The 14,162-nt window shown below is 45.2% G+C and carries 10 protein-coding genes, 2 tRNA genes and 3 rRNA genes; 10 read left to right on the top strand and 5 right to left on the bottom strand.

Going from position 1 to position 14,162, the window contains the following annotated elements:
• Positions 1–25 precede the first annotated feature (25 nt).
• The 4 genes from BGI33_RS07845 to BGI33_RS07830 all read left to right on the top strand — a co-directional run bounded on the left by BGI33_RS07845 (position 26) and on the right by BGI33_RS07830 (position 3,881).
• Positions 26–1,483 (top strand): DASS family sodium-coupled anion symporter, encoded by a 1,458-nt coding sequence (locus BGI33_RS07845; protein ID WP_100090687.1) that lies wholly within the window; start codon positions 26–28, stop codon positions 1,481–1,483.
• Positions 1,484–1,806: 323 nt separating this feature from the next.
• Positions 1,807–2,373 carry a TMEM165/GDT1 family protein gene (locus tag BGI33_RS07840; protein ID WP_100090686.1) on the top strand — a complete coding sequence of 189 codons (567 nt, stop codon included), beginning with the start codon at positions 1,807–1,809 and terminating at the stop codon, positions 2,371–2,373.
• A 55-nt stretch (positions 2,374–2,428) separates the two neighbouring features.
• On the top strand, positions 2,429–2,989 hold the full coding sequence (locus BGI33_RS07835; protein WP_100090662.1) for a DNA-3-methyladenine glycosylase I: 561 nt from the start codon (positions 2,429–2,431) through the stop codon (positions 2,987–2,989).
• Between the two features lie 256 nt (positions 2,990–3,245).
• Positions 3,246–3,881, top strand: coding sequence for a hypothetical protein (locus BGI33_RS07830; RefSeq protein WP_100090661.1), 636 nt, complete (start codon positions 3,246–3,248; stop codon positions 3,879–3,881).
• 46 nt (positions 3,882–3,927) lie between these two features.
• On the opposite strand, the gene dtd is transcribed toward BGI33_RS07830, so the two are convergent.
• From dtd to minC, 5 genes are all read right to left on the bottom strand, one after another.
• The gene (gene dtd, locus BGI33_RS07825; RefSeq protein ID WP_100090660.1) at positions 3,928–4,362 is read right to left on the bottom strand and encodes a D-aminoacyl-tRNA deacylase; all 435 of its coding nucleotides are present in this window, start codon (positions 4,360–4,362) and stop codon (positions 3,928–3,930) included.
• Between the two features lie 189 nt (positions 4,363–4,551).
• On the bottom strand, positions 4,552–5,478 hold the full coding sequence (locus BGI33_RS07820; protein WP_100090659.1) for a LysR substrate-binding domain-containing protein: 927 nt from the start codon (positions 5,476–5,478) through the stop codon (positions 4,552–4,554).
• On the bottom strand, positions 5,475–5,744 hold the full coding sequence (gene minE / locus BGI33_RS07815) for a cell division topological specificity factor MinE (RefSeq protein ID WP_100090658.1): 270 nt from the start codon (positions 5,742–5,744) through the stop codon (positions 5,475–5,477). The genes BGI33_RS07820 and minE overlap by 4 nt, the downstream gene beginning before the upstream one ends.
• Before the next feature lie 3 nt (positions 5,745–5,747).
• Positions 5,748–6,563, bottom strand: a complete 816-nt coding sequence (gene minD, locus BGI33_RS07810; protein ID WP_100090657.1) for a septum site-determining protein MinD — start codon at positions 6,561–6,563, stop codon at positions 5,748–5,750.
• 83 nt (positions 6,564–6,646) lie between these two features.
• Entirely contained in the window at positions 6,647–7,390 is a 744-nt protein-coding gene (minC, locus tag BGI33_RS07805; RefSeq protein ID WP_100090656.1) for a septum site-determining protein MinC, read from the bottom strand.
• Positions 7,391–7,524: 134 nt separating this feature from the next.
• On the opposite strand from minC, the gene BGI33_RS07800 reads away from it, so the two are divergent.
• The 6 genes from BGI33_RS07800 (at position 7,525) to rrf (ending at position 14,054) form a co-directional block, all read left to right on the top strand.
• Positions 7,525–8,424 (top strand): Rossmann-like and DUF2520 domain-containing protein, encoded by a 900-nt coding sequence (locus BGI33_RS07800; protein WP_100090655.1) that lies wholly within the window; start codon positions 7,525–7,527, stop codon positions 8,422–8,424.
• Between the two features lie 382 nt (positions 8,425–8,806).
• Positions 8,807–10,345 (top strand): 16S ribosomal RNA (locus BGI33_RS07795).
• Positions 10,346–10,422: 77 nt separating this feature from the next.
• Positions 10,423–10,499, top strand: a tRNA-Ile gene (locus BGI33_RS07790).
• A 15-nt stretch (positions 10,500–10,514) separates the two neighbouring features.
• Positions 10,515–10,590: transfer RNA gene (locus tag BGI33_RS07785), tRNA-Ala, on the top strand.
• Between the two features lie 353 nt (positions 10,591–10,943).
• Positions 10,944–13,833: ribosomal RNA gene (locus tag BGI33_RS07780) — 23S ribosomal RNA — on the top strand.
• Between the two features lie 108 nt (positions 13,834–13,941).
• Positions 13,942–14,054 (top strand): 5S ribosomal RNA (gene rrf, locus BGI33_RS07775).
• The 16S, 23S and 5S rRNA genes sit together here with 2 tRNA genes alongside, the layout of an rRNA operon.
• Positions 14,055–14,162: the final 108 nt, after the last annotated feature.

Below are 14,162 nucleotides of genomic sequence, written 5' to 3'. Positions count from 1 at the left end.
AGGAGTATGTTGTATGCCTGTAAAAATTGGGTTTAAACCCATTCCCGCTGCCATAGCGCTGTTAATCAGCCTGATTATCTGGTTTGCCATACCGGTACCAGAAGGGGTTTCACCTCAGGCATGGCATTTATTGGCCATGTTTGTTGGCGTGATTGCAGCCATCATTGGCAAAGCCATGCCAATTGGCGCGCTATCCATTATTGCTATTATGTTGGTAGCATTAACTGGAGTCACCGCAGAAAGCCCCAGCAAAGCCATGAATGATGCCCTGAGCAGCTTCGGTAATCCGCTGATTTGGCTGATCGGTGTGGCTATCATGATTTCACGTGGTTTGTTAAAAACCGGCTTGGGTGCACGTGTTGGCTATCTGTTTATTGGTTTGTGGGGTAAACGCACCTTGGGTGTTGCCTATAGTCTGGCCGTAGTGGAATTGTTACTGGCTCCGGTTACACCAAGTAATACAGCCCGTGGTGGTGGCATTATTCATCCAATCATGAAATCCATTGCATCCAGCTATGATTCTGACCCAGAAAAAGGTACAGAAAAACGCATGGGCAAATTTCTGGCGCTAGTAAACTACCATGCCAATCCCATCAGTTCAATCATGTTTATTACCGCTACTGCGCCTAATCCACTAATTGTGGATCTTGTAGCCAAGGCAACAAATAGCGATATTCATCTATCCTGGGGGACATGGGCGCTGGCCATGCTATTGCCCGGTCTGGTAGCCATGTTCCTGATGCCACTGATTATATATTGGATGTATCCGCCTGAAATCAAGCAGACTCCGAATGCAGTTGCGTTTGCTAAAGAGCGCCTGAAAGAACAAGGGCCAATGACCCGTGATGAAAAAATCATGCTGGGTATTTTTGCAGTATTGCTGATTCTGTGGGCAGGTATTCCGGCCATGCTGTTTGGTAAAGCCTTTACTGTCGACCCAACCACTACTGCATTCATTGGTTTATCACTATTATTGTTAACCGGTGTATTAAGCTGGGACGACATCCTGAAAGAAAAAAGTGCATGGGATACCATTACTTGGTTTGCTGCACTGGTAATGATGGCTACTTTCCTGAATAAACTGGGACTGATTACTTGGTTCTCCGGTGTACTGGAAAGCAGTATTGGTAGCCTGGGTATGGGCTGGATGGGTGCATGTGCACTGTTATTACTGGCTTATATGTATGCACACTATATGTTTGCCAGTACCACCGCACATATCACAGCTATGTTTGCTGCCTTCTATTCTGCTGGTCTGGCACTGGGCGCACCTCCAATGCTGTTTGCACTAATGATGGCTGCCGCTTCCAGTATCATGATGACGCTTACCCATTACGCTACCGGCACTTCACCAGTGGTATTTGGTTCTGGTTTCGTTACCTTGGGTGAATGGTGGAAAGTGGGTTTCATCATGAGCGTAATTGAACTGATGATATTTGTTGTTGTCGGTGGTATATGGTGGAAAGTTCTGGGTTACTATTAATCCAAGTCTGTTCATCCTCACAGGCTGCCAGAAAGTATGGCAGCCTGTTTTGTTGTTTAAAATCAAATTCAATGGTTTTAGCAGGGATTTCACTTGTTGCTTCTGTCTGGAATCGGTTATGATGCATTGCCTTAAGGGAGTAGTTGCACAGGTGATTTCTCCAGTACCTGTGGTTACGGTCAACATATTTGCAGCATTTGCTGTATGGTCGTAACGTCTGACCAGATGGTGGATTAACGAGACTTGAGACAGGATAAAACCGCTATGGCGGGCGTTTTATCGTGTCTTTTGTCTTTCAGCCCGCCAACGGTATTCTAAAAATGATTCATGCTTTTCTGTCTTCTGTTATACCAGTTGCTTTGGCTGAAATTGGTGACAAAACTCAATTACTGACTTTATTTCTTGCTACCCGCTTTGCCCGAAAATATGCCATTATCACCGGTATGCTATGTGCTACCTTGCTTAATCATATTGTTTCTGCCTGGTTTGGGGTTGAAGTAGCGCGGTTTTTTACGCCCCAATTAATGGACTGGGTAGTTGGGCTCAGTTTTCTGGTAGTTGGCTTATGGCTGTTAAAACCAGATAAAGATGATGGGGTCGATACCCGTTTTATGCGCTATGGTCCATTTGTGGCAACTGCAGTATTGTTTTTTCTGGCAGAAGTAGGGGATAAAACCCAGATCGCCACAATATTACTGGCCGCTCAATATCGTGATTTGTACTCAGTAGTGTTGGGCAGTACCGTAGGCTTATTACTGGCTAATGTTCCAGTGATATTTTTTGGCAACTGGCTGATGCAACGCCTACCTCTCAATCGAATCCGTATAGGTGCCTGTTTCCTGTTTTGTCTTTTAGGTATCATTACCCTGATACAGACATGGTTAAACTAAAATATCAGGCATGACTGAGCAGATTGATTAATATTACCGGATTCATCAAAATACCATGCAAAAACAGTTAAAACGCTGTGACTGGGTTAAAACAGATCCCCTTTATCAGCATTATCATGATTATGAATGGGGGCAGGTGCAGAAAGACGGACAAAAGCTGTTTGAAAAAATCTGTCTGGAAGGCCAGCAGGCCGGCTTATCATGGATTACCGTGTTAAAAAAACGCGATGAATACCGGCGCTGTTTTTACAATTTTGATCCACATAAAATTATTACCATCACAGATATCAGACCATTACTACAAAATCCGGGATTGATTCGCCATCCGGCCAAATTGCAGGCCATTATAAATAACGCCCATGCCTATCTCTCCATGCAGCAGCATGGAGAGGATTTTGCCCGTTTTATCTGGTCATTTGTCAATCATCAGCCGGTTATCAATCACTATAAATTTTTATCTGACGTGCCGTCCCAGACAAAAGTCAGCGCTGCCATGTCCAAAGCGTTAAAAAAACGCGGCTTCAGCTTTGTCGGACCCACTACTTGCTATGCTTTCATGCAATCAATGGGATTAGTCAATGATCATTTAACTAGTTGTTTTTGTGCTCAGCATTAAAAAAGCCAGTTTGTACACATCATCATATAATCAGAATAAACTCAACATTCATCCGCAATAAATACAAAAATTAAAAAATCATATGCAAAAAAGTAAAAGCTGCGATAAAAAGCATAAGCACAGCAAAAAAATTGTCGTACAATCAGACCCCTTGTATGGAATATACAGATTTATTGATTAATTAACCTAATCAGGGTGGTTAAACTATTTGTTTTTATTGTTTAATAGTTTAGTTTAGACCCAATGAGCCATTGCCATGCAAAACAAGTTCAGACTTGGTCTTTATTTCAGTGCCTGCGTACTGTTATCAGGCTATTTAAACCCTGTTTGGGCTGAAGATAAAACAGCAGCATCTGCGGCTAGCACACATGCGCCGATAACCTGGTATGCATGTCCACTGGCAAATAATCATGTTAGCTACACAACCAAACCTTTAGATGTTCAATGCCAGATTGCCAAACATCCGCCCACAGACAGTGATGATTTAAAAAAACATTCTCTGGAAAATCAGAATGCTCCCGGCTTAGAACAGTTACAACGTCTCTGGTATAGTGCTGAATTTGGTCGTGACAGCGATTTAATGAAAGTACCGCCAACACCTAAAATGGGTATTTTTCTGCGCCAGCAAACACCCAAATTAGATACCGCCACTGCAATTAAAAATAAAGCGGTTACAGTACAAGCAAAAATAATTGTGGTGCCCAAATTAACCCCAAAGCAGCTAGTACAGCGTGATATCACCAGTGAACAACGCGCGCTGGCGACAGCTCAGCAGCAACTGCGTCGGGCACAGAAACAAGGCATTGTTACCCAAATTCAGCGCTGGCAGCAAGATGTTACCGACCGCCAGGCCAATATCCGCGTATTGAAACAAGAGTTAAGCCGATACTAAAAATAAACCAATAATCATATTTCAAAATATAGGCAATAATCAGTAATCAAACTTGTAGCCAGAACGTTACCGGTCCATCATTAAGCAGAGAAACCTGCATATTTGCTGCAAAAATTCCAGTTTTAGTAGTAAGCTGTTTTTGGCATAATTCAACAAAATAATTATACAAATGATTAGCTTCAGCAGGCGTTGCACCTTTAGTAAAACTTGGTCTCGTACCTTTTTTAGTATCAGCGGCAAGAGTAAATTGTGATACAACCAATAGTTGCCCATTCACCTGCTTAACATTCAAATTCATTTTATCATCCTCATCACTAAAAACCCGGTAACCAAGTACCTTGTCACAAAGGCGTTCAGCTTTTTGTCGATCGTCACTCTGTTCAACACCTAACAGAACCAGCAGTCCATGTTCTATCTGGCCGACAATTTCACTATTTACACTGACACTAGCTCGTTTAACACGTTGTATTAATGCAATCATTGAATATCCTGTTTAAAATCTATCTAATTTTTAATTTCTTTCCCTTTAGAAGATTATTCTATCAGTACAGATTAAAAAAACACCATACAGGCAAATAACCAGACACTGCCCATCTGGTATCAATCAGAAAATCCTACCCAATAAAAACGCCTGCTTAAATACAGGCGTTTTTTATTATGACAACAAGGCTTAATCAAAATCATGAATAAACTGTACTCCGGTCAACCGCGAGGACAAAATAGCTGATTTAATCATGCGTAAGGCTTTGGGGCGGACAAAATTACGCCGCGAGGCTAATACCACACGCCGTTCTGGCGTTGGATTGGTAAAAGGAATAATACTGAATAACAAATGGTCATTTTCTGTTAATGCTGTAGCAGGCATAACACTGATACCCAAACCACTGGCAACCATATGCCGAATTGTATTAATAGAACTTCCTTGAATACTATTCGACAAACCCAAAATTTTCTGACGCGAAGCCAGTTCCTGACAGCTATCCAGTACATTATCACGCATACAATTACCTTCTGTAAGCAACAATACACGTTCTTCGCTCAGCTGTTTTGGCGTAACTTCGTCTAATTGCTCAAAAGGATGGCTTTTTGGAACAATAACGAAAAAAGGTTCATCATAGAGCGGAATGGTTTGCAGTCCCGTTTCATGAAACGGTTCAGCAACTACAATTGCATCCAGAGCACCACGCTTGAGTAATTCTGTTAGTACATCAGTGTAGTTTTCATCCAGTTGCAACGGCATTTCCGGTGCCAGCTGCCGCAATGATAAAATCAGTTTCGGTAATAAATAAGGCGCAATTGTAAAAATTAGACCAAGCTTAAATATCCCTTCCAGCTCGCTTTGTTCCTGATTTGCCATTAGCTTGATACGATCAGCTTCCTCAAGCACCCGACGTGCCTGTAGCACAATTCGCTGGCCAGCTTCAGTGGTCATGACTTCATTACTGCTGCGGTCAAATAATGTTAGTCCTAACTCTTCTTCCAGCTTCTTAATTGCAATAGATAAAGTAGGCTGGCTCACAAAACATCTCTGGGCTGCACGTCCAAAATGTTTTTCCTGAGCTACAGCCACAATATAGCGCAATTCAGTCAGCGTCATTCACTGGCCTTTTTCTTTCCTGTTTCCGGTAAGGTAATATTGAGTGCCAATACATCCATACCATCTTTCTTTTCCTGAGTAATCTGAATATCATTCAAAGATACATGAACATATTTTGACAGCACTTCCAAGAGCTCTTTTTGCAGTGTAGGCAAATAATCCGGCGTTTGTGTAGCACGCTCTTGCGCAATAATAATTTGCAGGCGGTCGCGTGCCATCTGAGCGGATTGTTGCTTCTTGCCAAAAAGAAAATCCATTATAGACATGGCTTAACCTCCAAACAGGCGCTTGAGAAAGCCTTTTTTCTCAGCATCCAGAAAGCGGATTGGACGGTCTTCACCCAACAGGCGCGCCACCACGTCTTCATACGCGTCAGCAGCCACAGAATTCTCCTGCAATATAACAGGCGTACCCGAATTAGAAGCCTGTAACACATTTTGCGATTCAGGAATCACACCAATCAAAGGAATACGCAAAATATCCTGAATATCCTGAACCGACAGCATTTCACCTTTTTCTACGCGTTCAGGTGAGTAACGCGTAATCAGTAAATGTTCTTTAACCGGAGCGCTATTAGTTTCAGCACGACGGGATTTGCTGGATAAAATCCCCAGAATACGGTCAGAATCACGCACACTGGAAATTTCCGGATTGGTGGTTACAATGGCCTCATCTGCAAAGTACAAAGCCATCAACGCACCCTGCTCAATACCCGCCGGTGAATCACAGACTACGTATTCGAAGCCCATCTTGCCAGTCAGGTCTTTTAAAACCTTTTCCACACCATCCCGAGTAAGCGCATCCTTATCACGAGTTTGTGAGGCAGGTAAAATATAAAGATTATCGCAGTGCTTATCCTTGATTAACGCCTGATTAAGAGTAGCTTCATTCTGGATAACATTAATCAGGTCATAAACCACACGGCGCTCACAACCCATAATCAAATCCAGATTACGCAAGCCTACGTCAAAATCAATTACCGCAGTTTTATGGCCGGCTAAAGCCAAACCTGTTGAAATGCTGGCACTGGTCGTGGTTTTACCAACACCACCTTTACCTGACGTCACCACAATAATCTTTGCCACAATTAAATTCCTTTTGTTATATAAATGAATTAATCAATACATTCACAAATCAGCAACACATAAAGTTCATGAGCCTGAATAAATTAATTTGCCTGAATCGCACTGAGTACCAGCCGGTCATTTTGCAGAAAAATCTGCACCGGGTGACGATCCAGATGTGCCGGTAACTGTTGATCAAAAATGCGATAAATACCTGCCACAGATACAAGCTCAGCCTGCATAGACTGGGCAAAAATACGTGTATCCTTATTACCCGCTGCACCTGCTAAAGCCCGTCCGCGTAAAGGGCCGTAAATATGAATATTGCCATCGGCAATAATTTCCGCGCCTTCGCTAACCAGTCCCAGAACAATCAAATCAGATTTTTCCGCATAAACCTGCTGCCCGGTACGGATCGTACGATCAATAACCAGTGTTGGCAGGGCATTTGTGGCAGCTGATGAAATAATTTTTTCATTATTAACATCTGCCGCTTGTGGGGACAGTGCCTCGGCTACAGCCTTAACCCGTGTATTAGCCTGCTCTTCCGGCAAAATACTAAAAGCTATATTTTGTTGTTTAGCCAAACTGGCCCAGACTGCATCAGAATGACGAATGGCTATAATACGCAGATAATATCGTGCAAACAGCGCAATCAGCTTTCCCAAATCCAATGTTGCCGGATTGACAAGATTTTGCAGATCCAGAGTAAAAGGCATATTACGTAAATTACCGAAACGTTCTGCCCGTTGCTTTAGTTCATGGTTAATCAAAGTCAGATCATCAGTCAGTAATTGTACTGATAGTGTATCCAGACGCGCGGATTTCACATTAAAAGCAGCTTTCATTAACGTGTTTGCCCAAGTAAATTATGATTAGAATATAGAGTAAGTACCGAAGTGTACCGTTTTGATTAAGCGGCTTCAATTACAACCAATGACCTTAAACAAAATAATCATCCTTTAGCCGAGAAAAATTGATAATGACTGACACCTTTACCAAATCCACTCAACCAACAAAGTCATATATACCACGAATAAATATCATCGGTACCGGTAAAGTTGCTTCAACACTGGCCATCATCTGGCATCAAAGTGGGCAAATAAATATACAGGCAGCCTGGAACCGCAGTTTTACAGCAGCACAGCATCTTAAAAACCACATACCGCATATTCAGCTTCACAAACAGCTAAATACCTTACCACCAGCAGATATCATAGCCATAGGTGTCAGTGATCAGGCCATAGAAACAATTAGCCAACAAACTAATCAGGCAGACTGGATAACAGCCAACACATTGATACTTCATTTTAGCGGAGCATTAAATAGCAAAGTATTAATGCCAAACAAGCAAAAAGCATTAACTGGTTCATTACATCCAGTATTTGCTTTTGCCTCAATTGAAACAGCAATTAATACATTGGCCGGCCATCTGTGCGCCATAGAAGGTGATAGTGCAGCATTACCTCTATTACAACAGCTAGCACAGGCGGCAAATCTAAACAGTTTCAGTATTGATTCTGCTCAAAAAAATCGCTATCACGCAGCACTATCCATTAGTGCTAACTTTTTAGTCACATTAAATGCTTATGCACGCAATATATTGGCTTCCTTATCCTTACCGCAAAATTTAGCAGAAAAACTGGTCAACCAGCTAATGCAGCAAAATCTGGATCAACTGCAAATAATGTCTCCAACAGAAGCATTAACAGGTCCAATAAAACGAGGCGACAGCAACACAATCGCCCACCACTGGCAGGCATTAAATCCATCAGAGCAGGCAGTTTATAAAGCACTGGCAGAACAAACTTTAAACTTAACCACATTAAGCAGCGACAAATATCAACAGATACTGCAAATAATTTCATCAACAGATGACTAAACCATTAAAGTAAGAGAGATATCTAAGGAAGCTCGTTACATCAAAAACAAATTGAAGCCAAGCTCCAAAAATAAATTATTTAAGAATCAATTTGTTATTAATTTATACAAAAATAAAAGGATGAAGTAGTTGACAGAGGTTTAGGTGAGGCGTATAGTTCGCTTTCTTCGCTGATGACGCGACACGAAACGAACTAAACAGTTTAAAGTAGAACGCAGTCGAAAGCAACGCTCTTTAACAGAACAGATTACCGATAAGTGTGAGTGCGGATGAGCCTCACACTGATTCAGAGAGACGAGATATATAGACATATACTTGTCAATAACTTTGAAGCAGACCAGTGATTTCGGAGGGAACTTCGAGATTGCAACAAGCTAAGATTAAACATAAGAGTTTGATCCTGGCTCAGATTGAACGCTGGCGGCATGCTTTACACATGCAAGTCGAACGGCAGCACGGAGAGCTTGCTCTCTGGTGGCGAGTGGCGAACGGGTGAGTAATGCATCGGAACGTACCGAGTAATGGGGGATAACTGTCCGAAAGGATGGCTAATACCGCATACGCCCTGAGGGGGAAAGCGGGGGATCTTAGGACCTCGCGTTATTTGAGCGGCCGATGTTGGATTAGCTAGTTGGTGGGGTAAAGGCCTACCAAGGCGACGATCCATAGCGGGTCTGAGAGGATGATCCGCCACATTGGGACTGAGACACGGCCCAAACTCCTACGGGAGGCAGCAGTGGGGAATTTTGGACAATGGGGGGAACCCTGATCCAGCCATGCCGCGTGTCTGAAGAAGGCCTTCGGGTTGTAAAGGACTTTTGTTAGGGAAGAAAAGCTGGGTGCTAATACCATCTAGTGCTGACGGTACCTAAAGAATAAGCACCGGCTAACTACGTGCCAGCAGCCGCGGTAATACGTAGGGTGCGAGCGTTAATCGGAATTACTGGGCGTAAAGCGAGCGCAGACGGTTAAATAAGTCAGATGTGAAATCCCCGAGCTCAACTTGGGACGTGCATTTGAAACTGTGTGACTAGAGTGTGTCAGAGGGAGGTAGAATTCCACGTGTAGCAGTGAAATGCGTAGAGATGTGGAGGAATACCGATGGCGAAGGCAGCCTCCTGGGATAACACTGACGTTCATGCTCGAAAGCGTGGGTAGCAAACAGGATTAGATACCCTGGTAGTCCACGCCCTAAACGATGACAATTAGCTGTTGGGGTACTAGATGCCTTAGTAGCGAAGCTAACGCGTGAAATTGTCCGCCTGGGGAGTACGGTCGCAAGATTAAAACTCAAAGGAATTGACGGGGACCCGCACAAGCGGTGGATGATGTGGATTAATTCGATGCAACGCGAAGAACCTTACCTGGTCTTGACATGTACGGAATCTCTTAGAGATAGGAGAGTGCCTTCGGGAACCGTAACACAGGTGCTGCATGGCTGTCGTCAGCTCGTGTCGTGAGATGTTGGGTTAAGTCCCGCAACGAGCGCAACCCTTGTCATTAGTTGCCATCATTAAGTTGGGCACTCTAATGAGACTGCCGGTGACAAACCGGAGGAAGGTGGGGATGACGTCAAGTCCTCATGGCCCTTATGACCAGGGCTTCACACGTCATACAATGGTCGGTACAGAGGGTAGCGAAGCCGCGAGGTGAAGCCAATCTCAGAAAGCCGATCGTAGTCCGGATTGCACTCTGCAACTCGAGTGCATGAAGTCGGAATCGCTAGTAATCGCAGGTCAGCATACTGCGGTGAATACGTTCCCGGGTCTTGTACACACCGCCCGTCACACCATGGGAGTGGGGGATACCAGAATTGGGTAGACTAACCGTAAGGAGGTCGCTTAACACGGTATGCTTCATGACTGGGGTGAAGTCGTAACAAGGTAGCCGTAGGGGAACCTGCGGCTGGATCACCTCCTTTCTAGAGAAAAGAAGAGGCTGATTCGCATTCACACTTATCGGTAAACTGAAAAGATGCGAGAAGAGACTGAATAAACTGGGTTTGTAGCTCAGCTGGTTAGAGCACACGCTTGATAAGCGTGGGGTCGGAGGTTCAAGTCCTCCCAGACCCACCACATATTTAAGGACGCGGGGGCATAGCTCAGTTGGTAGAGCACCTGCTTTGCAAGCAGGGGGTCATCGGTTCGATCCCGTTTGCCTCCACCACGACTCTGTAGGAAGAGGGAAGTTAAATCAGGATACTTTGGAAATTAAAGGTAGTTTAGTCTGAGTACAGACGAAGCAGAAGCTAGCTTTAATTTGCGAAGTAACGCATCGATCTTTAACAAATTGGAAAGCCGAAATCAACAAACAAAGATTGAGGCACAGGAATCGGAATCTGGAAACAGATGAAGAAGAAAGTGCTGAAAGAATTGGGTGATGATTGTATCGCTGAACAACGAAAACAAAAGGCGTTGTTCAGACAACCAAAGCAGTAAGCTTTATGAGAGTAAAGGCCTTAGTCATATTCACTAGTCAACGGTGGAGATGGCGAAGTCAAGAGGTTCTTGAAATGATAGAGTCAAGTGAATAAGTGCATCAGGTGGATGCCTTGGCGATGATAGGCGAAGAAGGACGTGTAAGCCTGCGAAAAGCGTGGGGGAGCTGGCAATAGAGCTGTGATCCCGCGATGTCCGAATGGGGAAACCCACCATGTATAAGCATGGTATCCTGCACTGAATCCATAGGTGCAGAGAAGCGAACCTGGAGAACTGAACCATCTAAGTACCCAGAGGAAAAGAAATCAACCGAGATTGCGCAAGTAGTGGCGAGCGAACGCGTAAGAGCCTGTATATGATAGCCACTGAGATAGAAGAACAAGCTGGGAAGCTTGGCCAAAGAGGGTGAAAGCCCCGTATTCGAAATTTCAGAGGTGGTACTAAGTATACGCAAAGTAGGGCGGGACACGCGAAATCCTGTCTGAAGATGGGGGGACCATCCTCCAAGGCTAAATACTCATCATCGACCGATAGTGAACCAGTACCGTGAGGGAAAGGCGAAAAGAACCCCGGGAGGGGAGTGAAATAGAACCTGAAACCTGATGCATACAAACAGTGGGAGCGGAGTAATCCGTGACTGCGTACCTTTTGTATAATGGGTCAACGACTTACATTCAGTAGCGAGCTTAACCGATTAGGGGAGGCGTAGGGAAACCGAGTCTTAATAGGGCGATTAGTTGCTGGGTGTAGACCCGAAACCGAGTGATCTATCCATGGCCAGGTTGAAGGTGCCGTAACAGGTACTGGAGGACCGAACCCACGCATGTTGCAAAATGCGGGGATGAGCTGTGGATAGGGGTGAAAGGCTAAACAAACTCGGAGATAGCTGGTTCTCCCCGAAAACTATTTAGGTAGTGCCTCGAGTAAGACACTGATGGGGGTAAAGCACTGTTATGGCTAGGGGGTCATTGCGACTTACCAACCCATGGCAAACTAAGAATACCATCAAGTGGTTCCTCGGGAGACAGACATCGGGTGCTAACGTCCGGTGTCAAGAGGGAAACAACCCAGACCGCCAGCTAAGGTCCCAAATGACAGATTAAGTGGTAAACGAAGTGGGAAGGCCGAGACAGCCAGGATGTTGGCTTAGAAGCAGCCATCATTTAAAGAAAGCGTAATAGCTCACTGGTCGAGTCGTCCTGCGCGGAAGATGTAACGGGGCTCAAATCTGTAACCGAAGCTGCGGATGTCAGATAACTGACATGGTAGGGGAGCGTTCTGTAGGCCGAAGAAGGTGTGTTGAGAAGCATGCTGGAGGTATCAGAAGTGCGAATGTTGACATGAGTAGCGATAAACAGGGTGAAAAGCCCTGTCGCCGAAAACCCAAGGTTTCCTACGCAACGTTCATCGGCGTAGGGTGAGTCGGCCCCTAAGGCAAGGCAGAGATGCGTAGTCGATGGGAAACAGGTTAATATTCCTGTACTTGATTCAAATGCGATGTGGGGACGGAGAAGGTTAGGTCATCGATCTGTTGGAATAGATCGTTTAAGCCGGTAGGTGGAGCACTTAGGCAAATCCGGGTGCTTAACACCGAGAAGTGATGACGAGTGTCTACGGACACGAAGTGACTGATACCACGCTTCCAGGAAAAGCCACTAAGCTACAGTTTGAATGAAACCGTACCGCAAACCGACACAGGTGGGTAGGATGAGAATTCTAAGGCGCTTGAGAGAACTCAGGAGAAGGAACTCGGCAAATTGATACCGTAACTTCGGGAGAAGGTATGCCTCTGATGGTTAAGGATTAACTCCGTAAGCCGTTAGAGGTCGCAGAGAATAGGTGGCTGCGACTGTTTAATAAAAACACAGCACTCTGCAAACACGAAAGTGGACGTATAGGGTGTGACGCCTGCCCGGTGCTGGAAGGTTAATTGAAGATGTGCAAGCATCGGATCGAAGCCCCAGTAAACGGCGGCCGTAACTATAACGGTCCTAAGGTAGCGAAATTCCTTGTCGGGTAAGTTCCGACCCGCACGAATGGCGTAACGATGGCCACACTGTCTCCTCCTGAGACTCAGCGAAGTTGAAATGGTTGTGAAGATGCAATCTCCCCGCTGCTAGACGGAAAGACCCCGTGAACCTTTACTGTAGCTTTGCATTGGACTTTGAAGTCACTTGTGTAGGATAGGTGGGAGGCTAAGAAGCAGAAACGCTAGTATCTGTGGAGCCGTCCTTGAAATACCACCCTGGTGACTTTGAGGTTCTAACCCGGATCCATCATCTGGATCGGGGACCGTGCATGGTAGGCAGTTTGACTGGGGCGGTCTCCTCCCAAAGAGTAACGGAGGAGTTCGAAGGTTACCTAGGTCCGGTCGGAAATCGGACTGATAGTACAATGGCACAAGGTAGCTTAACTGCGAGACCGACAAGTCGAGCAGGTGCGAAAGCAGGACATAGTGATCCGGTGGTTCTGAATGGAAGGGCCATCGCTCAACGGATAAAAGGTACTCCGGGGATAACAGGCTGATTCCGCCCAAGAGTTCATATCGACGGCGGAGTTTGGCACCTCGATGTCGGCTCATCACATCCTGGGGCTGTAGTCGGTCCCAAGGGTATGGCTGTTCGCCATTTAAAGTGGTACGTGAGCTGGGTTTAAAACGTCGTGAGACAGTTTGGTCCCTATCTGCAGTGGGCGTTGGAAGTTTGACGGGGGCTGCTCCTAGTACGAGAGGACCGGAGTGGACGAACCTCTGGTGTACCGGTTGTGACGCCAGTCGCATCGCCGGGTAGCTAAGTTCGGAAGAGATAAACGCTGAAAGCATCTAAGCGTGAAACTCGCCTGAAGATGAGACTTCCCTAGGGATTTAATCCCTCTAAAGAGACGTTCGAGACCAGGACGTTGATAGGTCGGGTGTGGAAGAGTGGTAACACTTGCAGCTAACCGATACTAATTGCTCGTGAGGCTTGACTCTATCATTTGAAGGACTTCATACATGAGAGCATGTACAGAAGAAATGATAAAAGCTTACTGATGAATACACATCACCAAGATTAAGGCTTTCTGATTTGACAGTTTAATGTCTGGCGGCCATAGCAGGTTGGTCCCACGCCTTCCCATCCCGAACAGGACCGTGAAACGACCTAGCGCCGATGATAGTATGGATGCCCATGTGAAAGTAGGACACCGCCAGACTCCCCATAAGAAGAACCCGGTTGAGAGATCAGCCGGGTTTCTTGCTTTGGCTAAAGGCTAGAAGGCAATGAATATAGATGCCTGCTAGCAAAACATAACAGCAGCCTT

Source organism: Snodgrassella alvi, from assembly GCF_002777425.1.
Classification (GTDB): Bacteria; Pseudomonadota; Gammaproteobacteria; order Burkholderiales; family Neisseriaceae; genus Snodgrassella; species Snodgrassella alvi_B.
This window is presented reverse-complemented; position numbering and strand designations above follow the sequence as displayed.

What these genes read in the sequence shown, in the direction of transcription:
- BGI33_RS07800 (WP_100090655.1), top strand. Translation starts at nt 7,525, where the DNA reads ATGACTGACACCTTTACCAAATCCACTCAACCAACAAAGTCATATATA.
- dtd (WP_100090660.1), bottom strand. Translation starts at nt 4,362, where the DNA reads ATGATTGCATTAATACAACGTGTTAAACGAGCTAGTGTCAGTGTAAAT.
- minC (WP_100090656.1), bottom strand. Translation starts at nt 7,390, where the DNA reads ATGAAAGCTGCTTTTAATGTGAAATCCGCGCGTCTGGATACACTATCA.
- BGI33_RS07820 (WP_100090659.1), bottom strand. Translation starts at nt 5,478, where the DNA reads ATGACGCTGACTGAATTGCGCTATATTGTGGCTGTAGCTCAGGAAAAA.
- BGI33_RS07830 (WP_100090661.1), top strand. Translation starts at nt 3,246, where the DNA reads ATGCAAAACAAGTTCAGACTTGGTCTTTATTTCAGTGCCTGCGTACTG.
- BGI33_RS07835 (WP_100090662.1), top strand. Translation starts at nt 2,429, where the DNA reads ATGCAAAAACAGTTAAAACGCTGTGACTGGGTTAAAACAGATCCCCTT.
- minE (WP_100090658.1), bottom strand. Translation starts at nt 5,744, where the DNA reads ATGTCTATAATGGATTTTCTTTTTGGCAAGAAGCAACAATCCGCTCAG.